Source organism: Geobacillus genomosp. 3, from assembly GCF_000445995.2.
Lineage (GTDB): Bacteria > Bacillota > Bacilli > Bacillales > Anoxybacillaceae > Geobacillus.
Genome location: NC_022080.4, coordinates 610,923 through 635,551, shown reverse-complemented (window position 1 = coordinate 635,551; position 24,629 = coordinate 610,923). Strand labels below are relative to the sequence as shown.

Here is a 24,629-nt window from a genome sequence, read left to right as displayed (position 1 = left end):
CAGCAAAATCGACGCGGCGGCGGGCGCCGTATCTTTGCCTTGCCGATTACTTGAAAAAAAAGCGGCGAATTTTTACGACAAACGGATCTTCTGGCATTGGACGCCAAAATCTTTTTTGTTATAATAGTTATAACTTGTTATAACTATGAATAAAATAGTATAGAAGGAGAATCGATATGAGTACGGTGGTGAAAGCGATGGAACGAAAAATAACGAAAGTGGGGAACAGTCTAGGGATCACCCTTCCGCAGGAAGTATTGGACCATTTGAAAGTTAAACAAGGAGATGAAATTCAATTCCGTCTCGAAGCGGATGGAAAAGTGATTATAAGCAAACACGCCCCTATTGACTACAGCATCTTAGATGATTTTGGCCAAGATTTTGTGGATGGTCTCAAAGACTTATTTGAGAATTATGACAACACACTCCGAAATTTGGCGAAAAAGTAGGCGAAAACGAATATGACTCGTTTCTTGACGGAAAAAGAAATTATCTTCCTCAATGCCTTGTTGATCGAAAAATACACTCCAGGGGAACAAAAAGGGGTGAAATCTCCAGAGTTGTTGAACAGCGCGGTCAACCGCCCGAAACAAAGCGCTTTCGGACAGGACGCTTATCCAACTCTTTGGCTGAAAGCGGCAGCGTTGTACGCCAGCCTTTGCCAAAACCATCCGTTTCATAACGCCAATAAACGAACAGGATTTGCCGCCATGAAACAGTTCCTTTGGTTAAACGGTTATCGCTTTGCCGCTTCAGAAAAAGAGGCAGAGGACTATACCGTGAAAGTCGTGACCGATAAACCATCAATTGAAGAAATTGCGATGTGGATTGAAAGATGGGCGGAAAAAAGATGACCAACCACTCATTCATTGTTCATGCCCCATCCCCTCTCTGTACATATTTCCCCTCCTCCGTCCCATACTAACGATGACAATACATGCCAAGGAGGAGCAAACATGGTTACGAAGCAACAAACGACCTTGCCCCCGCAGCACCAAACGCGTCAGCCGGGCCTGCAAACGGAGATGAACCCGCAGCCGGTCACCATCAAAGACACGTATCAAGGAAGCGGCAAGCTCGAAAACAGAGTCGCCATCATCAGCGGCGGCGACAGCGGCATCGGCCGGGCGGTCGCCGTTCATTTCGCCAAAGAAGGAGCCGATGTGGCGATTGTTTATCTCAATGAACATGAAGACGCTGAGGAAACGAAACGGCTCGTCGAACAGGAAGGAAGACGGTGCCTGGCCATTGCGGGGGACATCGGAGATGAAGCGTTTTGCAAAGAAGCGGTGAAACAGACGATCGAAGCGTTCGGCAAGCTTGACATCGTCGTCAACAACGCCGCCGAACAGCACCCGCAGCCGAACTTTCTCAACATCACCGCCGCACAGCTGGAAAAAACGTTCCGCACGAACGTGTTCGGCTGCTTTTTCTTAACGAAAGCGGCGCTCCCGCACTTAAAAAGCGGAAGCGCCATTATTAACACCGCCTCGATCACCGCTTATGAAGGAAACGAGCAATTGATCGACTACTCGGCGACAAAAGGGGCGATTGTCGCGTTCACCCGCTCGCTCGCCAAAGCGCTCGTCGGCCAAGGCATTCGCGTCAACGGCGTCGCCCCGGGGCCCATTTGGACGCCGCTCATCCCGTCGACATTCAAAAGCGAGCAAGTCGCCACATTCGGCGCCAACACGCCGATGAAACGGCCCGGCCAGCCGAGCGAGGTCGCCCCGTGCTACGTCTTTTTGGCCAGCGACGAATCGTCGTACATGACCGGGCAAATGCTTCACGTCGACGGAGGAAAGTTCGTCAGCGGATGACGGCAACGGCCGCTCTGAAACGGGCGGCCGTTGCGGTTCATTCTTTTTGCCAAAATCGCGTTATCTTTCCTCACAAAACTGTAGAAACATTGTAAAAAAACCGGTACGATCAAGGTACGATGTTTCTCCACTTCTTTACAAGGTACCCCTCTTCTCTCCGTCCGCCCGTCATAGGGCGGACGGTTTTTGTTTGATTTACCGGCAGAATTCGGCTAGGCGCCTAGCCGAGATAGTTTTTTTATCCGGTTCTCCCCGCACACGACCCCCGCTCAACGAGCCGGTGCGGGATGATGATGCGCTTGACCGGTTCACTTGGGTTATTGATTTTTTCGATTAGACTTTTCGCCGCTTCGTAGCCGAGCTGGAAAATGCCGATGTCGACCGAGGTGAGCGGCGGGCGCGACATTTCGGCGAGCAGCGTGTTGTTGAAGCTGACGATCGACACGTCTTCCGGGACGCGCAGGCCGATTTCATCAAGCGTTTTCAGCATCCCAAGCGCCATCAAATCATCGGCGACGACAAGGCCGGTCGGCGGTTCAGGCAAGGAAAGAAGCTCTCTCATCGCCTCTTGGCCGCCTTCTTGCAAAAATTCTTCATGAACGACGTATTCCGGGCGGTACGGCAGCTCGGCTTCCTGCAGAGCCGCGGCGTAGCCGTTTTGCCGGTCGACGGTCACCAAATATTGCGGGTTGCCGCCGACAAAGGCGATCCGTTCATGGCCGCGGGCAATTAAATAGGCAGCCGCATCTTTTCCCGCCTGGACGTTGTCGTTGTCGACATGGGTGACTTGTTCCGCCTTTTGGTGTGGCTTGCCGATGACGACGAACGGAAAGCCATGCTTTAACAAGTATTTCATGAGCTTATCGTTTTGCCGCGAGTAAAGCAAAATGACGCCATCGACGCGCCGCCCTTGCAGCATCTCCACGACCCGTTCATAAATCTCACTTTCTTTTTCCCCGGTCGACATTTGCAAGGCGTACCGCTTTTCATGGGCGGCTTTGCTAATGCCGCGGATGACCGCTGGGAAAAATGGGTTTTGCAGCGCCTGGTCGGCCGAGCTTGGCATGACGATGCCGATCACTTGCGCCGCCTGGCTCGCAAGGCTGCGGGCGATAAAGTTCGGATGGTAGCCGAGCTCTTTCATCGCCTCGCGCACCCGCTGTTTCGTTTTCTCGCTGATGCGCGGGCTGTCGGCGATGACGCGCGAGACGGTCGACGGTGCGACATTCGCCCTTTTCGCCACATCTTTAATCGTAACGGTCATATGCCCCCTCCTTTCCATCTATTCTGGCATCCGTTTCGCCCGTTTTTTCACCATGTATAAAAACAGAAGAAAGAGCGCGTAAACAATGACGATCGCGGCGATAAACGGGATGTTGAGCCCCGTTTTTTCCCGCAGTTTGTACACCTCCGCCGTTTCGCGGTCCAATATAATGTCGTAGCCGTCATCATCGCCGCGGACAAGATCGTCCAGTAAAAAGCCGCGCAGCTCTTTGTTTTGCGGCAGCTGGTCATTGGTGAGGTGGACGTGCTGCGTTTCACCCGTGTTGTTTATGGCGATGACCGTTGTTTCATCTTCGTATTGCCGTTTCCACACCGCCATGCCGTCTTTTTCATACAAGAGCGTAAAATCGCCGCGCCGCAATGATGGCAGCTGTTGGCGAAGCGGGCCGATTTTTTTCAAGTAATCGATGATTTCCGGATCGGCGCGGAAATCCATCAGACGGCGGTTGTCCGGATCTTCGCCGCCGTTCATGGCGATTTCCGTCCCGTAGTACATGATCGGGATGCCCGGGGCGGTGAACAAATATGTCATCGCCACTTTAATGCGCGAAACCGGATTGTTGCGGTTGTCAATGGCGAGTTTCGTAAAGCGGACGTTGTCATGGTTATCCAAAAACGTTCCAAGCAAATACGGGCGGTCGTAAAACGTTTTGTTGTATTCCCAGACGTCATACAGCGGGCGCAGCGACGCATCGCGTTTCGCAAGCGACTGCTTCACCGCGCCATACAGCGGGTAATCGACGAAACCGTCGATCCCGTATTTGCCGTACTCGGCAAGATCGCGCGGGTCGTCGCTCCATACTTCACCAAGAAGGAAAAAGTCTTTTTTCACCGATTTCACTTCTTTGGCGAACTCTTGCCAAAATGATTTTGGCACATGGCGCACCGTATCGAGGCGATAGCCGTCAATGTCCGCTTCTTTGATCCACCATTTGGCCGCATCGATTAAATATTTTTTGACCTCCGGATTTTCCTGCGCCAAATCCGGCAGCCCATACACCCAGCCATTTTCGAGCTGACGTTGATTGCTCCAATCGAAAATCTCTTTTTTCGGATGGAACCAATCTTTTTTCGCCGGGTCATGAAGCCACGGATGATTGTAACCGACGTGATTGGCGACAAAGTCCAAAATGACTTTCATGTCGCGCTTATGCGCTTCTTTCACCAATGTTTTCAAGTCGTCAAGCGTGCCGAAATGCGGATCGACGCGATAAAAATCTTTGATCCAATAGCCGTGATACCCGCCCGGCATGTTTTCAAAAATCGGCGTCAGCCAAATGGCGGTAAATCCCATCTCCTTGATGTAATCGAGCTTCGCGGTCACTCCTTTCAAATCGCCGCCGAAATACCCTTTCGGATCGTTCACATTCACATCTTCGTCGTTCGTCGGGTCCATATTGTTAAACCGGTCGACCATAATGAAGTAAATCGCTTCATCTTGCCACGTCCGTTCTTCTTTCTCCGCCGCCTGCACCGGCCAGGCATAAAAAAGAAGGAACGGAAGGATGAGCAGCGCACAAAGCCGGTTCCCCATTTCCTTCCCCTCCTTTGCCGTCTGTTTGTCCTGTGGAAACGGGTAAGCCCACTATTTATGATAGCGGTTCTTACCCTTTTGTGCCACCGGCAGTTAAGCCGGAAATCAAATAGCGCTGCAAGAACAAAAAGACGACGGCGATCGGCGCGGCAATCAAAATCGAGCCGGCGGCAAAGCGGGTGAAGTTGTTCGCAAACCGGTCGCTGATGAAGTTAAACAGCCCGACCGCCAGCGTAAACTTGTCCGGGTCGCGCAACACGATCGACGGCAGCAAAAAATCGGTGAACGGCGCCATAAAGTTGAACAACGCGACAACGGCCAAAATCGGCTTGGCCAAGGGCAGCATAATGCGGAAAAAGACGCCGAAATGCCCGGCTCCGTCGATGCGCGCCGCCTCATCAAGCTCGCGCGGAATCGTATCAAAGTACCCTTTGACTAGCCATGCGTTAAACGGAATTTGCCCGCCGACGTAAATGAGAATGAGCCCCCACAGCGAATCGAGCAAATGGAGCATGTTAAGCAAAATATAAAGCGCCACCATCGCCATAAGGGATGGAAACATTTGCAAGACTAAAAACAAATACAGACCCGTTTTTCGGCCGACAAATTTGTAGCGCGAAAACGCATAGGCGATGAGCGCGGTGAAAAAGACCGACAGCACGGCATTCACTGCCGCGACAAACAAACTGTTTTTATACCAAAGCAAATAGTCGCTCTGCGGGCTTGTGAACAACCATTTGTAATGGTCAAGCGTCCACTTCTCCGGAATGAGCGACGCCGAGTACAAGCTCGTACCGGGATTGAGAGACATGCTGATGGTCCAAAGGAGCGGATAGGCGATGACCACAAACATGAACGCAATAAATAGATAAATCAGCGTCACTTCGATATGCGATTTCCATTTGCGGCTCATTATATGTTCCCCTCCTCTTTAAAGGAACGGGTGCGCCGGAACTGATAGATGGCAAACCCGCTGACGATCAAGCCGATGATGAGCGAGATCGCTGCCGCCATATTGTAGTTGTTCGTCGTAAACGTCAAATCGTACACCCACGAGATCAAGATGTCCGTTCCACCCGCGTTTTGCCCGCGCACGGCAGGTCCCCCGTCGTTGAACAAATAGATGATGTTAAAGTTGTTGAAGTTGCCGGCATATTGCATAATCAACAGCGGCGCGGTGGCATACAGGACGTGCGGCAAGGTGATCGATGTGAACTTTTGCCAGCGCGTCGCCCCGTCGATGTCGGCCGCCTCGTACCAGTCGCGGGAAATGCTTTGCAAGACGCCGGTAAACAACGCAAACACAAACGGAAAGCCAAGCCATGTCTGAATCAAAATGAGCGCAACTTTCGCCCAAAACGGATCGGTCATCCATGGAATCGACAATCCAAACATGCTCAGCACTTCACGGTTGATCGCCCCAAATTTGTCGTTAAACATCGCCGCAAACACTAAAATTGTGACGAACGCCGGTACGGCCCACGGCAAAATGAGCACCGTGCGGATGAACCGCTTAAACTTGATGCGCGGGTCGTTGACAAGCAGCGCCAACAACAGCCCAAGGGCGATTTGCGCCGTCGTCGCCACCACGGTCCAGACAATCGTCCAGGCGAGAACGCTGAAAAACGTGCTTTTCCAAATCGGGATCGACACTAAGTTTTGAAAGTTTTCAAAGCCAACCCAGTTCAATAAATGGCGCGGCGGCGAGTTGTATAAGTTGTAGTCGGTGAACGCAAGCGACACCATAAACAACAGCGGCAGCACAACGATAAACAGAAGCATCAAAAGCCCTGGCGTGACAAAGATGTACGGAAATCCTTTATCCCAGGCGTTGCGGCACGATTCCAACAGCGACGGAAACGGCTCGCCCCTTTGCCGGCGGCGGGCGTCGTTGCGCGCATCAATGACGTTGGCGATATGCAGCGCGGCGGCAAACGCGATGATGATGACCGAAACCAACCCTTGAATCAACAGAAAAATCGAATGGTCAAGCATCGGGATTTCACCGAGCGTCACAAGCCCCCAAAGCCCGATGTTTAAAAAGTTGTAAAACGTCAGCAAAAACGAAGCTTCAATGATGATGAACAAGATGCCTTTGACATACCGGCGGTTGTACAACTGCCCAAGGCCGGCAAACAACAAAGACAGCGCCATCGCCACCGCCGGCCGATGGCGGACGTTTGCTTCCGGCATTCCAATCCCCCCTATCATATGGATAAGAATAGTGGATAGGGCTGATCCTATCCACCACGACATCACTCGTTATTTTCCAGCGCCGCTGGCGGCGATTTTATCTTGAATCGTTTGGACCGCTTCACCGAGCACCGCTTTCGGATCGTCGCCTTTCGCGATAAATTGCAACGCGTTGCCCATCGGCTCCCATACTTGCGACATTTCCGGCACGTTCGGCATCGGCTCGCCGTATTGGATTTGTTCGGCAAAGCCGGCGATCAACGGATCGTTCGTAATTTTCTCATTCGTCAATGCCTTTTCGTTCGCCGGCATTTCACCCGCCACTTCATAGTAATGGAGCGAATTTTCTTCGTTCGTGACAAACTTCATGAAATCAACTGCCCATTCTTTGTTTTGCGAATACGCCGATAACATCCATGTCTTCACGCCGACGAACGATTTCGGATGCTCGCCATTGTCTAAAACCGGCAGCGGCGCCGTCGCCACCTTATCGCCAAGCGCTTCTTTATACACGGCAATATTCCACGGACCAGTGATGGCGACCGCCACGTTTCCTTTCGTAAACAGCCCGTTCATAATGTCGCCGGTAATCTCTTTCGGAATATAGCCGTTTTTGAACCACGACTGAACGAGTTCCGCTCCTTTGACCGCCCCATCATTGGCCAGCCCGACATCGCTCGTATCGTATTTGCCGTTTTCGTTTTTAAACACATAGCCGCCGTAGCCGGCAAAGAACGGATAGACGAAATAGAAGTTCGCCGCTTCCATTAAAAAGCCGTATTGGTCTTTGGCGGCATTCGTTTTTTCCTTGGCGATCTTCATTAAGTCTTCCATCGTTTTCGGCGCTTCCGGCACTAAATTTTTGTTGTAGAACACGCCGTACGTTTCGACGACTAGCGGCACACCGTACGTTTGGCCTTCATACGTCACGGCGTTGACCGCTGTCGGGCTGTACTCGCTTTTGGCATCGCCAAGGTCGACTGGATCGGCCAGCCCTTGCAGCACAATGTCGCCGATGCGGTCATGCGGCTGATAGAATACGTCCGGACCTTTGCCGGCCGGGCCGTCAAGCGCCAACTTTTTCGTTTGGTCCAACATGTTGACCGCAACCATTTCAATTTGAATGCCCGTTTTTTCCGTATACTTTTGGAAAATGTCTTTCAGCGCTTGTTTCTGCTTTTCGTCATCGTTCACCCAAACGACCAGTTTATCTGGTTTTTCCGCCTTTTCGGTCGTTCCTTGATTTTCTTTCGGCTGTTGAACGTCCCGTTTCGGCCCGCAGGCAGCAAGCACGCCCACGAGCAGCACAGCCATGAGAAACAAAGACAATGCTTTCTTCATGCTCCCCCTCCTCTTTTGATCGGTTCTTTTTCAGTGCAACCATAGCGAAATCGTTTGCACATAAAAAATTTGACAACGCGATGAAAACGATTGCACCTTTCAACTCTATTATATCGCCTATTTTTCATTTTACAAGCTTATTTTCTATGAAATTTGACTTTTTTTTCGCATTGGCGTACGCTTTGTTTAGCAGCGGTCTATCATGCAAACGATTGCTTTTAGCCAAATTGGATTCCAAAGGGGGAACGATGATGCAAAAAGAAGCCATCCACCACCGCCCGACTGACCATTTCGCGTATGCGTACGACAGCGAAACGCTCCATCTCCGGCTGCAAACGAAGAAACACGACATCGACCATGTCGAGCTGCTTTTTGGCGATCCGTACGAGTGGCAAGGCGGCGCCTGGCAGTTTCAGACGATGCCGATGCGGAAAACGGGAAGCGACGAACGGTTTGACTATTGGTTCGCCGAGGTCAGACCGCCATATCGGCGGTTGCGTTACGGATTTATGCTGCAATCCGGAGGAGAAAAGCTCATCTATACGGAAAAAGGGTTTTTTCACGAAGCGCCGACAGATGATACAGCCTACTACTTTTGCTTCCCGTTCCTCCATCGCGTCGATTTGTTTCAAGCGCCCGATTGGGTGAAAGATACGGTTTGGTATCAAATTTTTCCCGAGCGGTTCGCCAACGGCAATCCAGCCATTAGTCCAGAAGGGGCGCGGCCGTGGGGAAGCGAAGATCCGACGCCGACAAGTTTTTTCGGAGGGGATTTGCAAGGGATTATCGATCATCTCGATTACTTGGCTGACCTTGGCATTACAGGCATTTACTTGACGCCGATTTTCCGCGCGCCATCGAACCATAAATACGATACCGCCGATTATTTTGAGATTGACCCGCACTTTGGGGACAAGGAGACGTTGAAAACACTCGTCAGGCGCTGCCATGAACGAGGAATCCGCGTTATGCTCGATGCGGTTTTCAACCATTGCGGCTATGAGTTTGCCCCGTTTCAAGACGTGTTGAAACACGGTGCAGCTTCAAAATATAAGGATTGGTTTCATATTCGCGGGTTTCCGCTGCAAACGGAGCCGCGTCCGAATTACGACACATTTGCGTTCGTGCCGCACATGCCGAAACTCAACACCGCCCATCCGGAGGTCAAACGCTACTTGCTTGATGTCGCGACGTACTGGATTCGCGAGTTTGACATTGACGGCTGGCGGCTCGATGTGGCGAACGAAATCGACCACCAATTTTGGCGCGAGTTCCGGCAGGCGGTCAAGGCGCTGAAACCGGACTTATATATTCTCGGTGAAATTTGGCATGATGCAATGCCGTGGTTGCGCGGCGACCAGTTTGACGCTGTGATGAACTATCCGTTCACGGACGGGGCGCTTCGTTTTTTTGCCAAAGAGGACATCAGCGCCCGTCAGTTTGCCGATATCATGATCCAAATGCTTCATTCATATCCGAAACAGGTCAACGAAGCGGCGTTTAACTTGCTTGGCAGCCATGACACGCCAAGGCTTCTCACCGTTTGCGGCGGCGACGTCCGCAAGGCGAAGTTGTTGTTTTTATTCCAGCTGACGTTCACCGGTTCGCCGTGCATTTACTATGGCGATGAGATCGGTATGACGGGCGGAAACGATCCACAATGCCGGAAATGCATGGTGTGGGACCCGGGGCAGCAAAACCGCGAGCTGTTGGCGCACGTCAAGCAGCTGATTGCGCTAAGGAAGCAACACCAGGCGCTCCGGCGCGGGGACATCGCCTTTCTTTCCGCCGACGACAACCCCAATCATCTCGTGTACGAAAAAATGGATGGCGATGAAACCGTGCTCGTCATCGTCAACCGAAGCAATGATGCCGCCGACATTCCGCTCCCGCTCGATCTCCGTGGAAAATGGCTTGTTGATCTCGTGACTGGGGAGCGGTTTGCGGCCGAGGCGGAAACGCTTTGCGCCGCCTTGCCTCCGTATGGGTTTGTGCTCTATAAGGTTGAAAGCTGGTAAGATGGCGCAGCCATGCGCCGCTTCGGCCACAACCGGTGCAGCCGCTCGCTGCACCGGTTTTATGTGCGCCTGGCCATGCGCCGGTATTCGGTCGGGGTCATCCCTTCCATTTTTTTGAATACACGTGAAAAATACGCGCCATCATCAATGCCGACCCGCTTGGCGACCGCCTCGACTGTTTCATTCGTTTCCGCGAGCCATTGCTTGGCTTTCGACAGCCGGTAATACGTCAAATAGTGGCTAAACCCCATGCCAATCGTTTTTTGCATGCAGCGGGTGATGTAATCGGGATGAAAGCGGAGTTTTTTTGCGAGCATTTCGAGCGTAATCGGCTCGCTGAAATGTCGTTCGATGTACGCCACCGCCGCCGCACTGACTTGTTCCGCAGCGCTCGGGACGGGCAGCTCCTGTTTTTGCAAATGCCAAAGGAATTCCACAAACAACAGCAGCTGCCGAAGCGGCCGGTCTATATCCCGCTCCACGTTCGGCTCGATGAGTTGGGCGAGCAGCTGTTCGGCGCGCTCCCGTTGTTTCAGCTCCCCGTATTGGCGGATCGAAAGCCGGTATTGGATTGGCTCAGTGTACGTCGCCTCTTTTTCCATCACCGTTTGCCGGCTCGCCGGGCAGTCCGAAACAACCGTGTAGTCCGGCAGCAAAAAATGCAGCCAAACAAGCTCTGTTTCCCTTTCGCACGGACGATGCCCGTAATGTTCGCGCCCGGGAATTAACAGCAAATATTGTCCGCCGCCGACGGTAAATTCACGCCCGTTTTCCGTCATATATAAACATCCTTGTTTGACGTAGAGCAAATCGAACACGGTAAACGTGCGGCGAAAATGCCGTTTTCCCTTTGGAAATATGCTCTCCGCCCCTTTAATAAACACCGGCAGCGGCGGCAACGAAAACGTGACATAGTCCATCGTCGTCCCCTCTTTTCTTGTCGGAAAAATACAAGTAAAATCGCTTCTCTCTCTTTCCATTATGCAACAAACTGGCTAAACTGGATATATCGTTCAAGTCGGAATTTGAAAAAGGAGTTGTCTCGATATGCGCCGAGAGGCCGGAACGTGGTCACTGTTCTCGTTAACGTGGCCCATTTTTATTGAAACGCTGCTCTATATGGTCATGGGCAACGCCGATACGCTTATGCTCAGCCAGTACTCGGATCATGCGGTCGCCGCCGTCGGGGTGGCGAACCAAATCATCGCGTTAACGATCGTGCTGTTCAACTTCGTCGCCTTGGCGACCGCCGTGCTTGTCGCCCAATATTTAGGCGCCCGGCGGGAGCAGGAGGCCATTGACGTGTCACTCGTTTCCCTTGCCGCCAATTTGCTGTTTGGGCTGTTGCTAAGCGCTGTTCTCGCCGTGTTTAGCCGCCCGATTTTGCGGCTGATGGGGCTGCCGGCTGAGCTGTTTGACGAGGGGAGCGGCTATTTGTCGATTGTCGGCGGGTTTTTGTTCATCCAAGCACTGATGATGACCGTCGGCGCCATCTTAAAAAGCTATGGCTTTACGCGCGATACGATGTACGTCACAATAGGAATGAACGTACTGAATATTATTGGAAACTACTTCCTTATTTTCGGATCGTTTGGCCTTCCTCCCCTCGGAGCGGAAGGAGCCGCCATTTCAACGGCGGCGAGCCGGTTGATCGGTTTTGCTGTGTTGGTAGCTTTATTGCGCAAACGAACCGGCATTTCACTTTCCCTGCGGTCGTTTCGCGCCCTGCCGCTTCACCATTTGCGCTCGCTCTTAAAAATCGGTGTGCCGTCAGCCGGCGAACATCTTTCTTACAACACAGCGCAAATGGTCATCACCTACTTGATTACGTGGCTCGGCGCTGAGGCGCTGACCATAAGGGTGTATACGCAAAACATTATGATGTTCGTCTTTTTGTTCGGCATCGCGGTCAGCCAAGGGACACAAATTCTCGTCGGCCACTTCGTCGGCGCCGGACGGTATGAAGAAGCGTACAGGCGCTGTTTAAAAAGTTTATACAGCGCAATTGCTATATCGGTGCTGCTGGCCACAGTTGCCTATTGGTTCGCTGAACCGCTGCTGTCGCTCTTTACTGATGACCGGTCGATGATTGAACTGGGGCGCAAATTGTTGCTGCTAACGATCATTCTTGAACCGGGGCGCTCGTTTAACTTAGTGATCATCAGTTCGCTCCGGGCGGCCGGGGATGTGCAGTTTCCGGTCTATATGGGCATTTTGTCGATGTGGGGCGTCGGGGTGACGGTGGCGTATGTATTCGGCATTGCCCTTGGGTTGGGTCTTGTCGGCATTTGGCTGTCATTTATCGCCGATGAATGGCTGCGCGGACTGTTGATGCTTTGGCGGTGGCGATCGCGCATCTGGATGAAAAAGACGGTGGCGCCGCAGGCGAAAATGGCATGAAGCCTCCTGCTGCCAAAATAAGAGCTGCGCACCAGCGCAGCTCTTATTCTTTAATGGAGATGCCGTAATGATCAAACCAAACGTGCACTTGGCCGAGGTAAGCAAGCAATTGTGGACCGGTCATCAGCTGCCCAAACCACGGCACTTGGAATGACTTCCCTTCCGATTCAACGAGCGCCGTCAACTTTTCCGCGTCAAAAAACTCGTGCAAAATCGAAGAACGGTCGCGAAGCAGCTGTTCCAGCCATTGCTTCACGAGCTTCGTATACAGCGGATGGTGCGTTTTCGGGTACGGGCTTTTTTTCCGATAGAGCACCTCTTCCGGCAACAGTCCTTCCAACGCTTTGCGCAAAATGCCTTTTTCCCGCCCACCATACATTTTCATTTCCCACGGGATATTCCAGACATATTCCACAAGACGGTGATCGGCAAACGGCACGCGCACTTCAAGGCTCGCTCCCATGCTCATCCGGTCTTTCCGGTCAAGAAGCGTCGTCATAAACCAAATCATATTTAAATAAAACAGCTCGCGCCGCTTTGCTGCTTCCGCGCTTTCCCCTTCAAGGCGCGGCACCTCAGCGATCGTTTGTTCATAGCGCATTTGTACGTAATCATCGAGTTGGAGCTTTTGCCGCCATCCTTCCTTCAACAATCCGATGCGCGCCTCAATCGAGCGCATCCACGGGAATCCTTTCCGCGCCAAATCATCCGGGCGGTGGAACCACGGGTAGCCGCCGAAAATTTCGTCGGCGCATTCCCCGGACAAACTGACGACAAACTGCTCGCGAATTTGTTTGCAAAACCAAAGCAGCGATGAGTCGACATCTGCCATCCCCGGGACGTCACGGACGATGACCGCATCATGCAAATGGCGGAACAGCTCTTCTTGGGTGATCACGCAGCGGTGGTGGATCGTTTGAAACTTGTTTGATACTTGTTCAATAAACGGTGCGTCCGTATTGGGCTGAAAATCGTTTGCTTGGAAATAGTGATCGTTTCCTTCATAATCGATCGAGTACGTGTGAAGCGGCCCTTTTCCGTCGGCAGCGAAGGCATTAGCAGCAATCGCCGTAATGGCGCTCGAATCAACCCCGCCCGATAAAAACGTGCATACCGGCACATCGGAAACGAGCTGGCGCGTGACCGCATCGGTCAAGAAAAAGCGAAGCTTCTCAACCGTTTCTTCGAGCGAGTCGCGATGGATGTCGCTTTCCACGTTCCAGTACCGCCAAATGCGAAGCCCGGTGCGGGAGAAGGTCAACGCGTGCGCCGGGCGCAATTCTTGGACGCCGTCAAACACGCCATGCCCCGGCGTGCGCGACGGTCCGAGCCCGAACACTTCCGCCAACCCTTCATAACTCACTTCCGCTTTCACATCCGGGTGGGCTAAAATCGCCTTGATCTCAGAGCCGAACAAAAGCTCCTCGGCATCCCGGCGGTAAAACAACGGTTTGACTCCAAGACGGTCACGCGCCATAAATAACAGTTCCCGCTCTTCATCCCAAACGGCGAAGGCAAAAATGCCGTTTAACCAGTCGACACATTGTTCTTTCCATTCTATATAAGCGGCGAGCAGCACTTCTGTATCAGAATGGCCGTCAAACCGGTAGCCTTTATGCCGCAGTTCCTTCCGGATGTCTTCCGTATTATACAGCTCACCGTTGTAAACGATCGTGTAGCGCCGTCCGTTTTTGTTCCGGATCATCGGCTGTTTGCCGCCGGCCGGGTCGACCACAACGAGCCGCTTATGCCCGAACGCGACATGGACGTCGAGCCACGTATTTGTATCGTCTGGCCCGCGTTTTGCGAGCGTTTCTGTCATATCGGCAATAATGTTCCGTTCACGGCGCAAATCGCGCCCGAAATGCACCCAGCCAGTGATGCCACACATACGAACCAATCCTTTCTTTATCAAAAATGGCAAGTAACTGTTGTTCGCCTGAACTGTTCCCATTATTCTTTGGATCGCCCGTTCTTTTTTCCTTGCGGCAATGTTCAGCTATCGTTCCCCTTGGCAGGACGATAGCCCTCCCCGCATCGGCATGATTCCATTTTATGCATGATCGGCAATTTCGATGAATTGTCCGAAGCCAACAACAGCACGAATAAACAAACAAAAAAGTGGAAAAAAAGAGAAATACAAGGAGGATGAGGAAAATTGGACATTGAAGAGCGCCTGCAGTGTATAGCTGAGCAACCCCGGGCCTACGTGCATGGGACTGTAGAGTTTGTGAACAATGAATGGGTATTTTTCGATGAAGAAGCGGAGGAGGCGGCCTTGGTCGAAGAAATGGCGGAGCAAGACATCGAGCTTTTCCGCTATGGACACTGGCTGTCCGGACAATGGCAGGAGACCGGTGCGATCGCTACTGATCTCGGCCTCTTTCCCCTTACAAACGGTGACCGTATCCGCTTCCGCAAACGGCTGACATACGCATATCGGCAATGGCTCGCCTCACTTCCCGATCCGTCTTTTTTCCAGTTCGTCCAATGGCTGAACCATCTCGGGTTTTCGCTTTACGACTGCCTGTACTGCTACAACGGCTTGTTGTTTGCCAAATCATCCGGCGTCAACTTTATGATTTATGACAACACAGAGCAAATCGCCAGCGTCCATCATTATTATGAACGCGGATCAACGACCAACGACCGATTTGAAATGACGTTTAACAATGGCGAGCGGGCCATTTGTGCCCAAATAGGCTGAGGACAAAAGCGGCCGGCAGCGGCGTATCTCCGCTGCTGACCGAATGTCGCCGGCCAAAAGGCTGCTGCTCTCTTTCTTTTGCAGCGGCAGTCGAACGTCTTTACACCCGGCTCTTCCGGCGCTCGGTCATGTATGCGGCGATCTCCTCAGCGACAAGCGGCGGACAGAGCGCATATCCTTGGGCATAGCTGCATTGCAAGCCGCGAAGCCGCTCAAGCTGCTCCAACGCCTCAACCCCCTCAGCGATCGTTTCGAGTCCAAGTCCGCGTCCCATTGTGATGATCGCTTCGACAATGGCGGCATCGGACGCATTTGTATGGAGACGTTCGATAAACGCCCGGTCGATCTTCAAAATCGTCACCGGCAGCTGCTTTAAATAATGAAACGAAGAATACCCGCTGCCGAAATCGTCGACAGCAATGCCGACGCCGAGCTTCTTCAACTCATCCAGCGTCCGCATCGTGCTCGATAGATGACGGAGCATGGAATGTTCCGTCAGTTCAAGGCGCAAGCATGATGGCGGCAATTTCGACTGCTGAAGCGCTTGCTTCACATCATCAACGAACCGTTCGTGCTGAAATTGCACAGCGGAAACGTTGACGAAAATGGCTAGTTTGTCATTTCCCGTCTCCCTTTGCCATTGCTTTGTCTGCCGGCAAGCGGTTTGCAGCACCCAACGTCCGATTTCATGAATCAATCCCGTCTCTTCCGCCAACGGAATAAACTCGTCCGGACGCACAAGCCCAAGCTTCGGGTGCCGCCAACGGATGAGCGCCTCTGTCGCCATGACCGTGCCGGTATGCACGTCGACAATCGGTTGGTAACAGAGAAACAGTTCGTTTTGTTCGATCGCTTTGCGCAGGTAGCCATCCATTTCAAGTCGGTGCATCGTTTCGTCATTCATTTCGGGGCGATAGCGTTCGACCCGATTGCCTCCGCCTTTTTTCGCTTTATTCACCGCCATATCTGCATGACGCAGCAACGCATGTTCATCCGCCCCATCGTCCGGAAACACGGCTAAGCCAACGCTCGTTGTCAGAAAAAATTGTTTTTGGCCGTACACGGTTGGCTTCGCCACTTCACGCACGATATGAAGCGCCGTCTCCATCGCCGCCTCGGAGCCTGTCCGCAACGGAAAGAATAGACAAAATTTATCGCCATGAAACCGGCCGAGCTGTGCCCCGACTGGCAGCACGCGTTTCATGCGCTCGACAAGCTGACGCAAAATGCCGTCGCCGGCGTAATGGCCGATGCTGTCGTTAATCCATTTAAACCGGTCGAAATCAATCAAAATAACGGCAATTTTCCGCTGTTTCTGCTTCGCTTTCTCCAGTTGCCCGGCCAACAGCTCCATCCATTTCGTCCGATTCGGCAAGTTCGTATCCGGATCGTAGTACGCCAAATAAGCAATTTTCTCCTCGGCCTTTTTTTGCTCGGTAATGTTGTGCCCGATGCCATAAATGCCGACTTTTTTTCCATCAACAATAATCGGAATGTTTTTCATTTGGAAGAGAAGCCGCTCCCCCGATTTTGTTGGAATTTCCAAGTTGTACGTTTGCACGTTTCCGCGCAGCGCCCGATAAAAGTAGCGGGTAACACGGGGGATATCGTTCGGATGAATATACTTGAGCGAATTTGTATATAAAATTTCTTCTTTCCGGTAACCAAGCACCTGCTCAAAAGCCGGATTGACGCTTGTAAAATGGCCGTGCAAGTCGGTCGAATACACGATGTCGGTATTATGGTCAAACAGCGACTTATACCGCTGTTCCGACATCTGCAGACGGATGTGAAGCCGTTCCATATCGCGCGATGCGGTTGACATGAGCTGGGCTAGCGTCGTCACCCCTTCCGGAGGAAACGGCAGCGACAAAACCGGTCCGTCTTCCGCCGTTGCCGCCCCTTCCATCAATGAAACCGCGGCAAATCCCGCCAGCCGTCCCACCGTATACGCGTCTTTCACTGCTACCTCCATAACAGGGAATGGAGCGGCTTGCTGAAGCGATGAAACCATTCCAGCCAGCAATGGGCGTGTATATCCCCCTAACGCTGCGCTATAGTAAAACAACGTCTCTTCAGCCGGCTGTTTGGCGAGTTGTCCGGCCCAATCGCGCACACTCCAGTAAAGCGACGGTGCATGAACATAAGCAAATCTCACCTTTTCCCCTTCGCTCACATGGCCGCTTACCATAACAGCCCCGTTTTCCTGAATTGCTGTGATCGGCAGACAGACGGACTGCCCTCCCCGCTCGACGACAAACGGAAACTCCATTCCGGACGCAGGCAGACGATCGATAAATTCTTTTCCTAAATACCGTTCCAAACAAAACGATGCCTTTTGCCCGTCAAGTTCACCAATCCACCGACCGCCGCCTTTTGTCACGGAAAATGCCAAGCCGACCGGCTCCCATAAAAATGGGGAGAAACAGCGGGCCCGAAGCGCCGCTCCGCTGAATGAGACAGCGACTACGCCACGGTCAAACCGCCCGTCGGGCGAAAATAACACACTGCCTTCCGGAAGAGCGCATCCGACAATGACCATCCGTTCATTTGCGAGCGGCAAATGGCGAAGGAGGGGAAGCAACGTTTCGCGGCAATTGGTAAGCAACAAAAGCAGCACTGTTTCGTTGTGGGTGGATGCTTCAGCGATGCATGCCGCCAATTCAGCGGGACGAGTCGAGTCATCAACCGGCACGGTCCATGACGAAACGTCCGCCGCCATGGACGTCAAGTTGGCCAAAAACGTTGTGTCCGCAACGGCCGGCAACATCCCCGTCATTCCGACAATATGGGCGTGCGGCCAACGATGCGCCGCCAATTCGACTGCGTGGCGTACATCTTCTACATGGTCAGCAGCAATTTGAATAAATAACGATTCATGGGACGCAAAGGACTCCTCTTCGACCAGCCGGTGCAGTTCCCCGACATGGTGGCAGCGCAGCGAACGCATCAACAATGGCGCCTCCTCTCATTAGCCGCGTCGTTCAGAAAATACACGAAAATTCTATCGATTTTAACATACCACATTTTTTGGACAAGAAAAAGCGGCAACCTATAGGCTAGGTCGCCGCTTTGTTTAGAACCAATCAAATCCAAGTGGCAGCGACAAACCGAGAAAGAGCGTAACGATGAGCGCAATGATCCACTGCGTCCATCCCGCCGCCGCACGTTTCCCTTTTTTCACTGCCGCTAAAACCATCTCCATCGCCCCGATCACCCATAATCCGGCGAGCGCCTTCAGCAAATAAAGCCCGGAAATCGAGGCAATGCCATGTAACAAAAGCAAACCGGTAATGATCGTTATAATATAAAACAGCCGCAACACCATTTGCACGATGGCCGCCTTCGCCGCCCCCGAACGTTGCATCGACACAGCGATCAAAAACAAAATAATCATAATGAGCCAGCTTGTGATATGCGCATGCGTCAACGTTGATCCCCTCCAACTTTTCCGTATTCCTCCTCATCATAGCATGGGCGGTGAACCGTTGACAAACATTACGAAATACGAAAAGCACCCCCGTTTTCGATGGTGCTTTTCGTCTGCCTACTATTCCTTTTCGCTTATTCCCCGACTTTGTTGCGCAGTATGCCAATTCCTTCGATGGCCACTTCAACGACATCACCCGTTTGCAAAAAACGCGGCGGATTCATTCCTTTGCCGACCCCAGCCGGCGTTCCTGTGGCGATAATATCGCCCGGTTCAAGCGTCATGCCCTTTGAGATCGTCTCAATAATCGATTCGATTGGAAAAATAAACTGTTTTGTGCTCGCCTGCTGGCGCACTTCACCGTTCACCCGCGTTTCGATGCGTAAATCGTTCGGATTTGACACGAATTTCCTTGGCACGATCCACGGTCCCATCGGGCAAAACGTATCCAAGCTTTTGCCGAGCAAATATTGCTGGTGCCGTTCTTGCAAATCACGGGCGGTCACATCATTGATAATTGTATACCCAAATACATAATCGAGCGCTTCTTCCCGGTGAATCGCCCGCCCTTTTTTGCCGATGATCAACGCGAGCTCCCCTTCATAGTCTACTTCATCGGTAACATCCGCATGGCGCAAAATCGTTTCCTCATGGCCAACCACAGTCGTCGGCGTTTTCGAGAAAACGATTAAATGTTTTGGCACATCGGCGGCATCCCCCAACTCAAGCGCATGGTCGACATAGTTTTTGCCGATGCAAAAAACGTTTTTCGCCGGCCGCGGAATCGGGGCAAGGAGACGAACATCGTCGAGGCGGCAGACATAGTCTGGCTTCGGATGGCGAAGCGCCCAATCCGCTACTTCTTGGGCCCGGGACAAAAAAGCCTCCCCTTGTGCGATGGCCTCTAGCATCGACGCTGGAATCGTCTCCTTCCCGTCCATGGCCCGCTCGGCACGACGCAAATGGACAGCTGCCTTCTCCCCTTCCGGCACCACTCCGACTACTGTTTCTCCGCTGAAAACAGCCGTAATGAGTTTCAACGTCTTCCTCTCCCTCTCTCCCTAAGTCTTCTGCTGCACGGGGCGGGCAAACGGGACGCATTTGCCCGCCGTTCCACATTGTGGCGCATCAACCATTATATTCGCCGTCTGAGCGAAAAAGTCCTGTTCTTTGTAGAATTTTGTCTAAATTAGGGAATTTACCACTTATTTTCCCGAATCGCTTCCTTTTTCCGTCGTTATATGTATAATAATGTTTAGTTTCCACTATGGCTGTCAGCTGCGACCTTAGCCATCCAACAAAAGTCTTGCTTCGGTCACGGGTAACGGCAAGCCTTAACCAACATTTCAATAGAATTGATGGTGAAGGAAATGGTTCTCCTGCTCATTGAAGAAAAACGGCAACAAATGATCGAATTGGCGCTCACCCACGGGTTTACAGCGAAAGAAACAATCCAATGCAGTCAAGAGCTTGACCGATTGATCAATCAATATTTGCGGCAAACTATGGCTTTTGAACCGTCCGCTCCATCCGTCCAATAAGCGGCGGATTTTTTATTGGCCGAACTGGCGCCGAAAAGGCGGGCGCTGTCCGTACGTTCCCCATCTCCACAGCCATTCCGCCGGACCAAAACGAAATCGGGCGAGCCAACGGCGGCTTGCCCATAGACTGGCAGCATATATCCCAATCGCCAATAGCGCCCCTTGCCATTCGTTTATTCGCCCGTACCATCCGAGCCCATAGCTGTAAAAAAGCGAGGTGCAGATGAGCGACTGGCCGAGATAGTGGGTGAGTGACAGCTTCCCGGCGTCTTGCAGCCATCGCCAAACAGGCTGCCATTGCTTTTTCCCGCAAACGAATACGGCAGCAGCGGCATAAAATACAGCTAGGGCGGGACCGCCAACGTTGTCTTGGATATACCGTGTCAAGCTATTCGCTCCGGCCCAATACGGAATGGTTTTTAGCACGAGCCCAAAACATAGCGCTCCTCCCATCAACCAGCGAAGTCTAGCGGCGGCACGCTGTCCGGCTTCGATCCAACGTTGCTTGGCGGCGTATCCGCCGAGCAGGGAAAACGGCAACACGGTCAGCACCGTGAACAGCAAACCGCCATCACCGTTTATAGAAATCCAATCGTGCCATCGCTGCCAAAACACGTCGCGGAACGTTCCACTTTGATAATGACGAAGAGCAGCGGCGGCCTCTGCCTCTTGGCCATCAGCTGTCCCCGTCCCTCCGGCGGACATACTTAAGGCGAGCAACAATGCCACAAGGCTATGAAAAAGGAAAAAGCCGGCTAACGCCGCCGTCCGCCACCAGCGCATCAGGGCGTCCATAAACAAAAGCAAAATAAGCCCAGCCAGCGCATACGGAATTAAAATATCGCCAAACCATAACCCAAACGCATGCATAACACCAACCGCCAACAAAAGAAGGAAACGGCGCAGCAAAATCGGAATTGGCTGTTCCCCCCGTTGGCGCAGCCGGCCGTAAAGCACGACCGTGCCAAATCCGAATAAAAAGGCAAACAGCGGATAGGCGCTTGCTTCAAACAAAAGATCGATGGCGGCAGCAGCCGCGCGATTGAAGGTGCTGCCGCCGACGTCTTCCCTATATAGCATCGGCGCTGAAAAATAGCGCATATTGACAAGCAAAATACCAAACAGGGCGAACCCGCGCAAGACGTCTACGGCCGCGATTCGTTCTGCCGAGCAAGGCGGCGTCATGTTCTCCCTTCTTTCTGTTGCGTCATCTGTAACATACTCCCACCACCTACGCTTCGCTTAGCGATGGGGATTTCTCGGGTAATCCCATCTCATGATAGGAAGTTGACCGAGCGATCCCCCCGTGTGCCCCACGGTTCGGGTAGATGTTAGGATACGCCTAACTGTCTCCTTCCTTCTTTTTTGCTAAAGCCAACCGACATTCACCTCCCACCTACTCATTGGGCTGCGCCCTTCACATTCCTTGAGGATGGGAGACTTCTTCCGGAAAGCCGTTAAAAAAGTCGGCCCGCCCTAACGTTCATCCGCCTGCCCTGTCCGCCGCTGGCCAACCGCTTGTCAGTTCACGTAACGCCCTGTTTTTCCTGCCGCATCCCAATATTGGCGGCGCAAGTGCACTTTTTGAATTTTTCCTGAGGCGGTCTTCGGCAGTTCATCAACAAACGTGACGCCTGTAATGGCTTTGAAATGGGCTAGTTTTTCCCGTGAGAAGGCGATCAGTTCTTCCTCCGTCACATGGTGCCCCGGGCGGACGACGACAAACGCATGCGGCGTTTCGCCCCATTTTTCATGCGGCACGGCAATGACCGCCGCTTCAAGGACGGCTGGATGGTCATAAAGCGCTCCTTCGACTTCAATCGAGGAAATGTTTTCCCCTCCGCTAATAATAATATCCTTTTTCCGGTCGACAATATCAATATGCCCGTATTCATCGACTGTCGCCATATCGCCCGTGTATAGCCAGCCGTCACGGATCGTCGCGGCCGTCGCCTCGTCGTTTTTCCAATACCCTTTCATGACGCCGTGGCTACGGACGATCACTTCGCCAATCGTTCGGCCGTCCGCCGGCACTTCCTCGCCATCGTCATTCACTACCTTCACCTCACAGCCGATCATCGGATAGCCCGCCTTTGCCTTGAACCGCTGCTTTTGTTCGGCAGGCAGCCCGTCAAGCTGCGGACGGATGAGCGAAATCGTGCTGAGCGGAGACGATTCAGTCATGCCGTATACTTGGATGAACTCCCAACCGAGCTTTTCTTCGACGCGCGCAACAAACGCAGGCGGCGGCGCGGAACCGGCGATGACAACCCGCACATGTTCCGGAACGTCCGGCTTATGTTGCTCGTAATATTGCAGCAGCATGTTGAGCACAGTCGGCGCCATATGCATGACCGTCACACGATGTTCCTTAACAAGTTCAAAAATGATGTTCGGATCGACTTTGCGCAGCCCGATTTGCGTCGCGCCGTTGGCGGTGTAATAAAACGGCGAACCCCAGCCGTTGACGTGAAACATCGGCAGCACATGCAAGTACGTATCACGGTCAGATACACGCAAATGATGCATCGTCACGAGCGCATGCAAGTAGTTGTTTCGATGCGTCAACATCACCCCTTTCGGATTGCCCGTCGTTCCGCTCGTGTACAGCAGGCTGCACACATCATTTTCATCGATTGACGGGCGCGGAACAGGCGCATCCTTCTGGGCGGCAAGCCATTCGTCGTAAGCGGTTTCATCAAGCGCCGCATCTGTTTTATGATGAACGATGATCTTCTGCACCGTTTCGAGCTTGTCTTTCACCGGCGCAATCAAGCCATACAACTCCTCGTCAACGAACAATACTTTGCTCTCGCTATGATTCAAAATGAAGACGTAATCGTTCGGCTTCAAACGCGTATTGAGCGGCACCATCACTGCCCCTATCTCAAATATGCCATAAAACCCTTCAAGCATTTCAAGCGTATTTGGGGCTAAGTACGCCACACGATCTCCTTTGCGGACACCGAGCTCCCGCAGCCCATTGGCAAGCCTTCGCACCCGCTCGCCAAGCTGCCGATACGTCACTGTCCGTCCTGAACAAATCATCGCCGGCTTGTTCCCGTACAGAGCCACAGCGCGGTCTAAAAAATGGGTAAGCACAAGCGGTACGTTCATCATTCCTATCCCCCGATCGTATATTTTCGAAAATTCACAATTACATTATATAGGATCATGAACAAAAGAAAAAGACGATCTTTTCAATTGTCGATCGTCTAGTTGTTCCCTTTCGCCCCAGCATCGGAGACATCCGGGTCCACTGTATTTGTGACGCTGCAAAACGTATTCGTCTGTAAAAAATCGCCTGTATTGCCGCCGCCGGCGCCTGAATTCGTCTTTGAAGTACTTTTTGGGGCAATTTGCAGCACATCGCCCATGTTCACCGTGCCGTTGCCGCTCACGTTCGTCACTTTAATCCCGCCGATGACGATCGCTGGCATTCCTTTTCCTTCCTTTCTGACCATTTCTTTTTTATCATATGCCGCCAAACCGCCTGCCACTTGGACATCCGCCCCGCATTGAACCGATTTTTCTTCCCCTTCATACAATACAATTAGCGATGCAAAGGGAAGGAGGAGGCCTTATGCCTTCATTTATTAGCGGTCCGATTAAAATTACCCATGTGAGTGGAGATGGAACCGTCAATTTTGGCGATGTCTTGCAAATCGCACCAAAGAGCACAGCCAAATCGCATACCGGTTCAGGCGGCAGCAACAACGGGGATTTCTTGCAGACGAATACGTTCGTCAGCTTTACGAACACAGGCGATCCAGACATGTTGGATTCGAATAATGCCGCGAACAATTAGAGCGAACGTTTTCCGTTTTGTGCCCATACACTGGCATTAACTACGAAGCTAGGAAAGGAGCATGCCCCATGCCGGCTTTTGTCGGAATCGTGAAACTGAACAGCGTCGGGAGCAGCGGCGTGTTCCATATTGGCGATGTATTTGCGATTTCCCCGCAAAGCGTGACAAAAACGTTCGCTGGCGCCGGGTCGTTTAATACTGGCGACGGACTTCATGTTTATAACTATTACAACAATACGAATACGAATGACGCTGATATTGCCGATGAAAATGTCGTCGGAAATGTATAAGGAGGAGAAGGAGGTTGAACTTTTATATTAGCCAAAGCATTTGCATCCATCAGTTGCGGATTGGCTCCGTGACCAATTCATCCGTTTTGCAAATCGGCAGCGCCGGCAGCATCCAGGCGTTGTCAACACTCGCCAACACCGGCGGTTTCACCGGCTCGGCTCCGCAAGCGACCGTGCCGCTTGGCGCCGCCGCCCAGCCGTCCGCTCCTCTCGTCCCTCTCCATTCGGCCACCCGCTAAATGCGGCGAAAAAGAGTGATGAGG

Annotated in this window: 23 protein-coding genes; 10 read left to right on the top strand and 13 right to left on the bottom strand. The window is 52.4% G+C overall.

The window, feature by feature from the left end; genetic code table 11:
- Positions 1-176 precede the first annotated feature (176 nt).
- From M493_RS03325 to M493_RS03315, 3 genes are all read left to right on the top strand, one after another.
- Entirely contained in the window at positions 177-449 is a 273-nt protein-coding gene (locus tag M493_RS03325) for an AbrB/MazE/SpoVT family DNA-binding domain-containing protein (RefSeq protein WP_020958858.1), read from the top strand.
- Positions 450-461: 12 nt separating this feature from the next.
- On the top strand, positions 462-854 hold the full coding sequence (locus M493_RS03320; RefSeq protein WP_020958857.1) for a type II toxin-antitoxin system death-on-curing family toxin: 393 nt from the start codon (positions 462-464) through the stop codon (positions 852-854).
- 102 nt (positions 855-956) lie between these two features.
- Complete coding sequence (locus tag M493_RS03315) at positions 957-1,820, top strand: SDR family oxidoreductase (RefSeq protein WP_020958856.1); 864 nt, start codon at positions 957-959, stop codon at positions 1,818-1,820.
- 238 nt (positions 1,821-2,058) lie between these two features.
- Here M493_RS03315 and M493_RS03310 read toward each other — a convergent pair whose 3' ends face one another.
- The 5 genes from M493_RS03310 to M493_RS03290 form a co-directional block, all read right to left on the bottom strand.
- Positions 2,059-3,084, bottom strand: a complete 1,026-nt coding sequence (locus M493_RS03310) for a LacI family DNA-binding transcriptional regulator (protein ID WP_020958855.1) — start codon at positions 3,082-3,084, stop codon at positions 2,059-2,061.
- 18 nt (positions 3,085-3,102) lie between these two features.
- On the bottom strand, positions 3,103-4,638 hold the full coding sequence (locus tag M493_RS03305) for an alpha-amylase family glycosyl hydrolase (RefSeq protein ID WP_020958854.1): 1,536 nt from the start codon (positions 4,636-4,638) through the stop codon (positions 3,103-3,105).
- A gap of 70 nt (positions 4,639-4,708) precedes the next feature.
- Entirely contained in the window at positions 4,709-5,551 is an 843-nt protein-coding gene (locus M493_RS03300; RefSeq protein ID WP_020958853.1) for a sugar ABC transporter permease, read from the bottom strand.
- Entirely contained in the window at positions 5,551-6,831 is a 1,281-nt protein-coding gene (locus M493_RS03295) for a carbohydrate ABC transporter permease (RefSeq protein ID WP_020958852.1), read from the bottom strand. Before M493_RS03295 ends, M493_RS03300 begins: the two co-directional genes overlap by 1 nt.
- Before the next feature lie 69 nt (positions 6,832-6,900).
- A complete protein-coding gene (locus tag M493_RS03290) occupies positions 6,901-8,172 on the bottom strand; it encodes a sugar ABC transporter substrate-binding protein (protein WP_020958851.1) in 1,272 nt (423 codons plus the stop codon).
- A 251-nt stretch (positions 8,173-8,423) separates the two neighbouring features.
- Between M493_RS03290 and M493_RS03285 the strand changes: the two genes are divergently transcribed.
- Positions 8,424-10,190: an alpha-glycosidase gene (locus M493_RS03285; RefSeq protein ID WP_020958850.1), complete on the top strand. Its 1,767-nt coding sequence runs from the start codon at positions 8,424-8,426 to the stop codon at positions 10,188-10,190.
- A 59-nt stretch (positions 10,191-10,249) separates the two neighbouring features.
- Here M493_RS03285 and M493_RS03280 read toward each other — a convergent pair whose 3' ends face one another.
- Positions 10,250-11,110 (bottom strand): AraC family transcriptional regulator, encoded by an 861-nt coding sequence (locus M493_RS03280; RefSeq protein WP_020958849.1) that lies wholly within the window; start codon positions 11,108-11,110, stop codon positions 10,250-10,252.
- Positions 11,111-11,237: 127 nt separating this feature from the next.
- Between M493_RS03280 and M493_RS03275 the strand changes: the two genes are divergently transcribed.
- Complete coding sequence (locus tag M493_RS03275; RefSeq protein WP_020958848.1) at positions 11,238-12,590, top strand: MATE family efflux transporter; 1,353 nt, start codon at positions 11,238-11,240, stop codon at positions 12,588-12,590.
- A gap of 43 nt (positions 12,591-12,633) precedes the next feature.
- Here the strand turns inward: M493_RS03275 and asnB are convergent, their stop codons facing one another.
- Positions 12,634-14,481, bottom strand: a complete 1,848-nt coding sequence (gene asnB, locus M493_RS03270; RefSeq protein WP_020958847.1) for an asparagine synthase (glutamine-hydrolyzing) — start codon at positions 14,479-14,481, stop codon at positions 12,634-12,636.
- 267 nt (positions 14,482-14,748) lie between these two features.
- Between asnB and M493_RS03265 the strand changes: the two genes are divergently transcribed.
- The gene (locus M493_RS03265) at positions 14,749-15,297 is read left to right on the top strand and encodes a DUF2777 domain-containing protein (RefSeq protein WP_020958846.1); all 549 of its coding nucleotides are present in this window, start codon (positions 14,749-14,751) and stop codon (positions 15,295-15,297) included.
- A gap of 100 nt (positions 15,298-15,397) precedes the next feature.
- On the opposite strand, the gene M493_RS03260 is transcribed toward M493_RS03265, so the two are convergent.
- The 3 genes from M493_RS03260 to M493_RS03250 all read right to left on the bottom strand — a co-directional run bounded on the left by M493_RS03260 (position 15,398) and on the right by M493_RS03250 (position 19,767).
- Positions 15,398-18,247 carry an EAL domain-containing protein gene (locus tag M493_RS03260; RefSeq protein WP_023817495.1) on the bottom strand — a complete coding sequence of 950 codons (2,850 nt, stop codon included), beginning with the start codon at positions 18,245-18,247 and terminating at the stop codon, positions 15,398-15,400.
- Positions 18,248-18,373: 126 nt separating this feature from the next.
- On the bottom strand, positions 18,374-18,727 hold the full coding sequence (locus M493_RS03255) for a YisL family protein (RefSeq protein ID WP_020958844.1): 354 nt from the start codon (positions 18,725-18,727) through the stop codon (positions 18,374-18,376).
- A 134-nt stretch (positions 18,728-18,861) separates the two neighbouring features.
- Complete coding sequence (locus M493_RS03250) at positions 18,862-19,767, bottom strand: fumarylacetoacetate hydrolase family protein (protein ID WP_020958843.1); 906 nt, start codon at positions 19,765-19,767, stop codon at positions 18,862-18,864.
- A 330-nt stretch (positions 19,768-20,097) separates the two neighbouring features.
- Between M493_RS03250 and M493_RS03245 the strand changes: the two genes are divergently transcribed.
- The gene (locus M493_RS03245) at positions 20,098-20,268 is read left to right on the top strand and encodes an aspartyl-phosphate phosphatase Spo0E family protein (protein WP_020958842.1); all 171 of its coding nucleotides are present in this window, start codon (positions 20,098-20,100) and stop codon (positions 20,266-20,268) included.
- A 12-nt stretch (positions 20,269-20,280) separates the two neighbouring features.
- Here M493_RS03245 and M493_RS03240 read toward each other — a convergent pair whose 3' ends face one another.
- The 3 genes from M493_RS03240 to M493_RS03230 form a co-directional block, all read right to left on the bottom strand.
- Positions 20,281-21,453 carry a DUF418 domain-containing protein gene (locus M493_RS03240; RefSeq protein WP_020958841.1) on the bottom strand — a complete coding sequence of 391 codons (1,173 nt, stop codon included), beginning with the start codon at positions 21,451-21,453 and terminating at the stop codon, positions 20,281-20,283.
- A 336-nt stretch (positions 21,454-21,789) separates the two neighbouring features.
- Positions 21,790-23,385 carry a fatty acid--CoA ligase gene (locus M493_RS03235; RefSeq protein ID WP_020958840.1) on the bottom strand — a complete coding sequence of 532 codons (1,596 nt, stop codon included), beginning with the start codon at positions 23,383-23,385 and terminating at the stop codon, positions 21,790-21,792.
- A 98-nt stretch (positions 23,386-23,483) separates the two neighbouring features.
- The gene (locus M493_RS03230) at positions 23,484-23,708 is read right to left on the bottom strand and encodes a spore germination protein (protein WP_041267844.1); all 225 of its coding nucleotides are present in this window, start codon (positions 23,706-23,708) and stop codon (positions 23,484-23,486) included.
- 143 nt (positions 23,709-23,851) lie between these two features.
- Between M493_RS03230 and M493_RS03225 the strand changes: the two genes are divergently transcribed.
- The 3 genes from M493_RS03225 to M493_RS03215 all read left to right on the top strand — a co-directional run bounded on the left by M493_RS03225 (position 23,852) and on the right by M493_RS03215 (position 24,605).
- Complete coding sequence (locus M493_RS03225) at positions 23,852-24,076, top strand: spore germination protein (RefSeq protein ID WP_020958838.1); 225 nt, start codon at positions 23,852-23,854, stop codon at positions 24,074-24,076.
- 68 nt (positions 24,077-24,144) lie between these two features.
- Positions 24,145-24,366, top strand: a complete 222-nt coding sequence (locus M493_RS03220; RefSeq protein WP_020958837.1) for a spore germination protein — start codon at positions 24,145-24,147, stop codon at positions 24,364-24,366.
- Between the two features lie 14 nt (positions 24,367-24,380).
- On the top strand, positions 24,381-24,605 hold the full coding sequence (locus tag M493_RS03215) for a spore germination protein GerPB (RefSeq protein WP_020958836.1): 225 nt from the start codon (positions 24,381-24,383) through the stop codon (positions 24,603-24,605).
- The last annotated feature ends 24 nt before the right edge of the window (positions 24,606-24,629 follow it).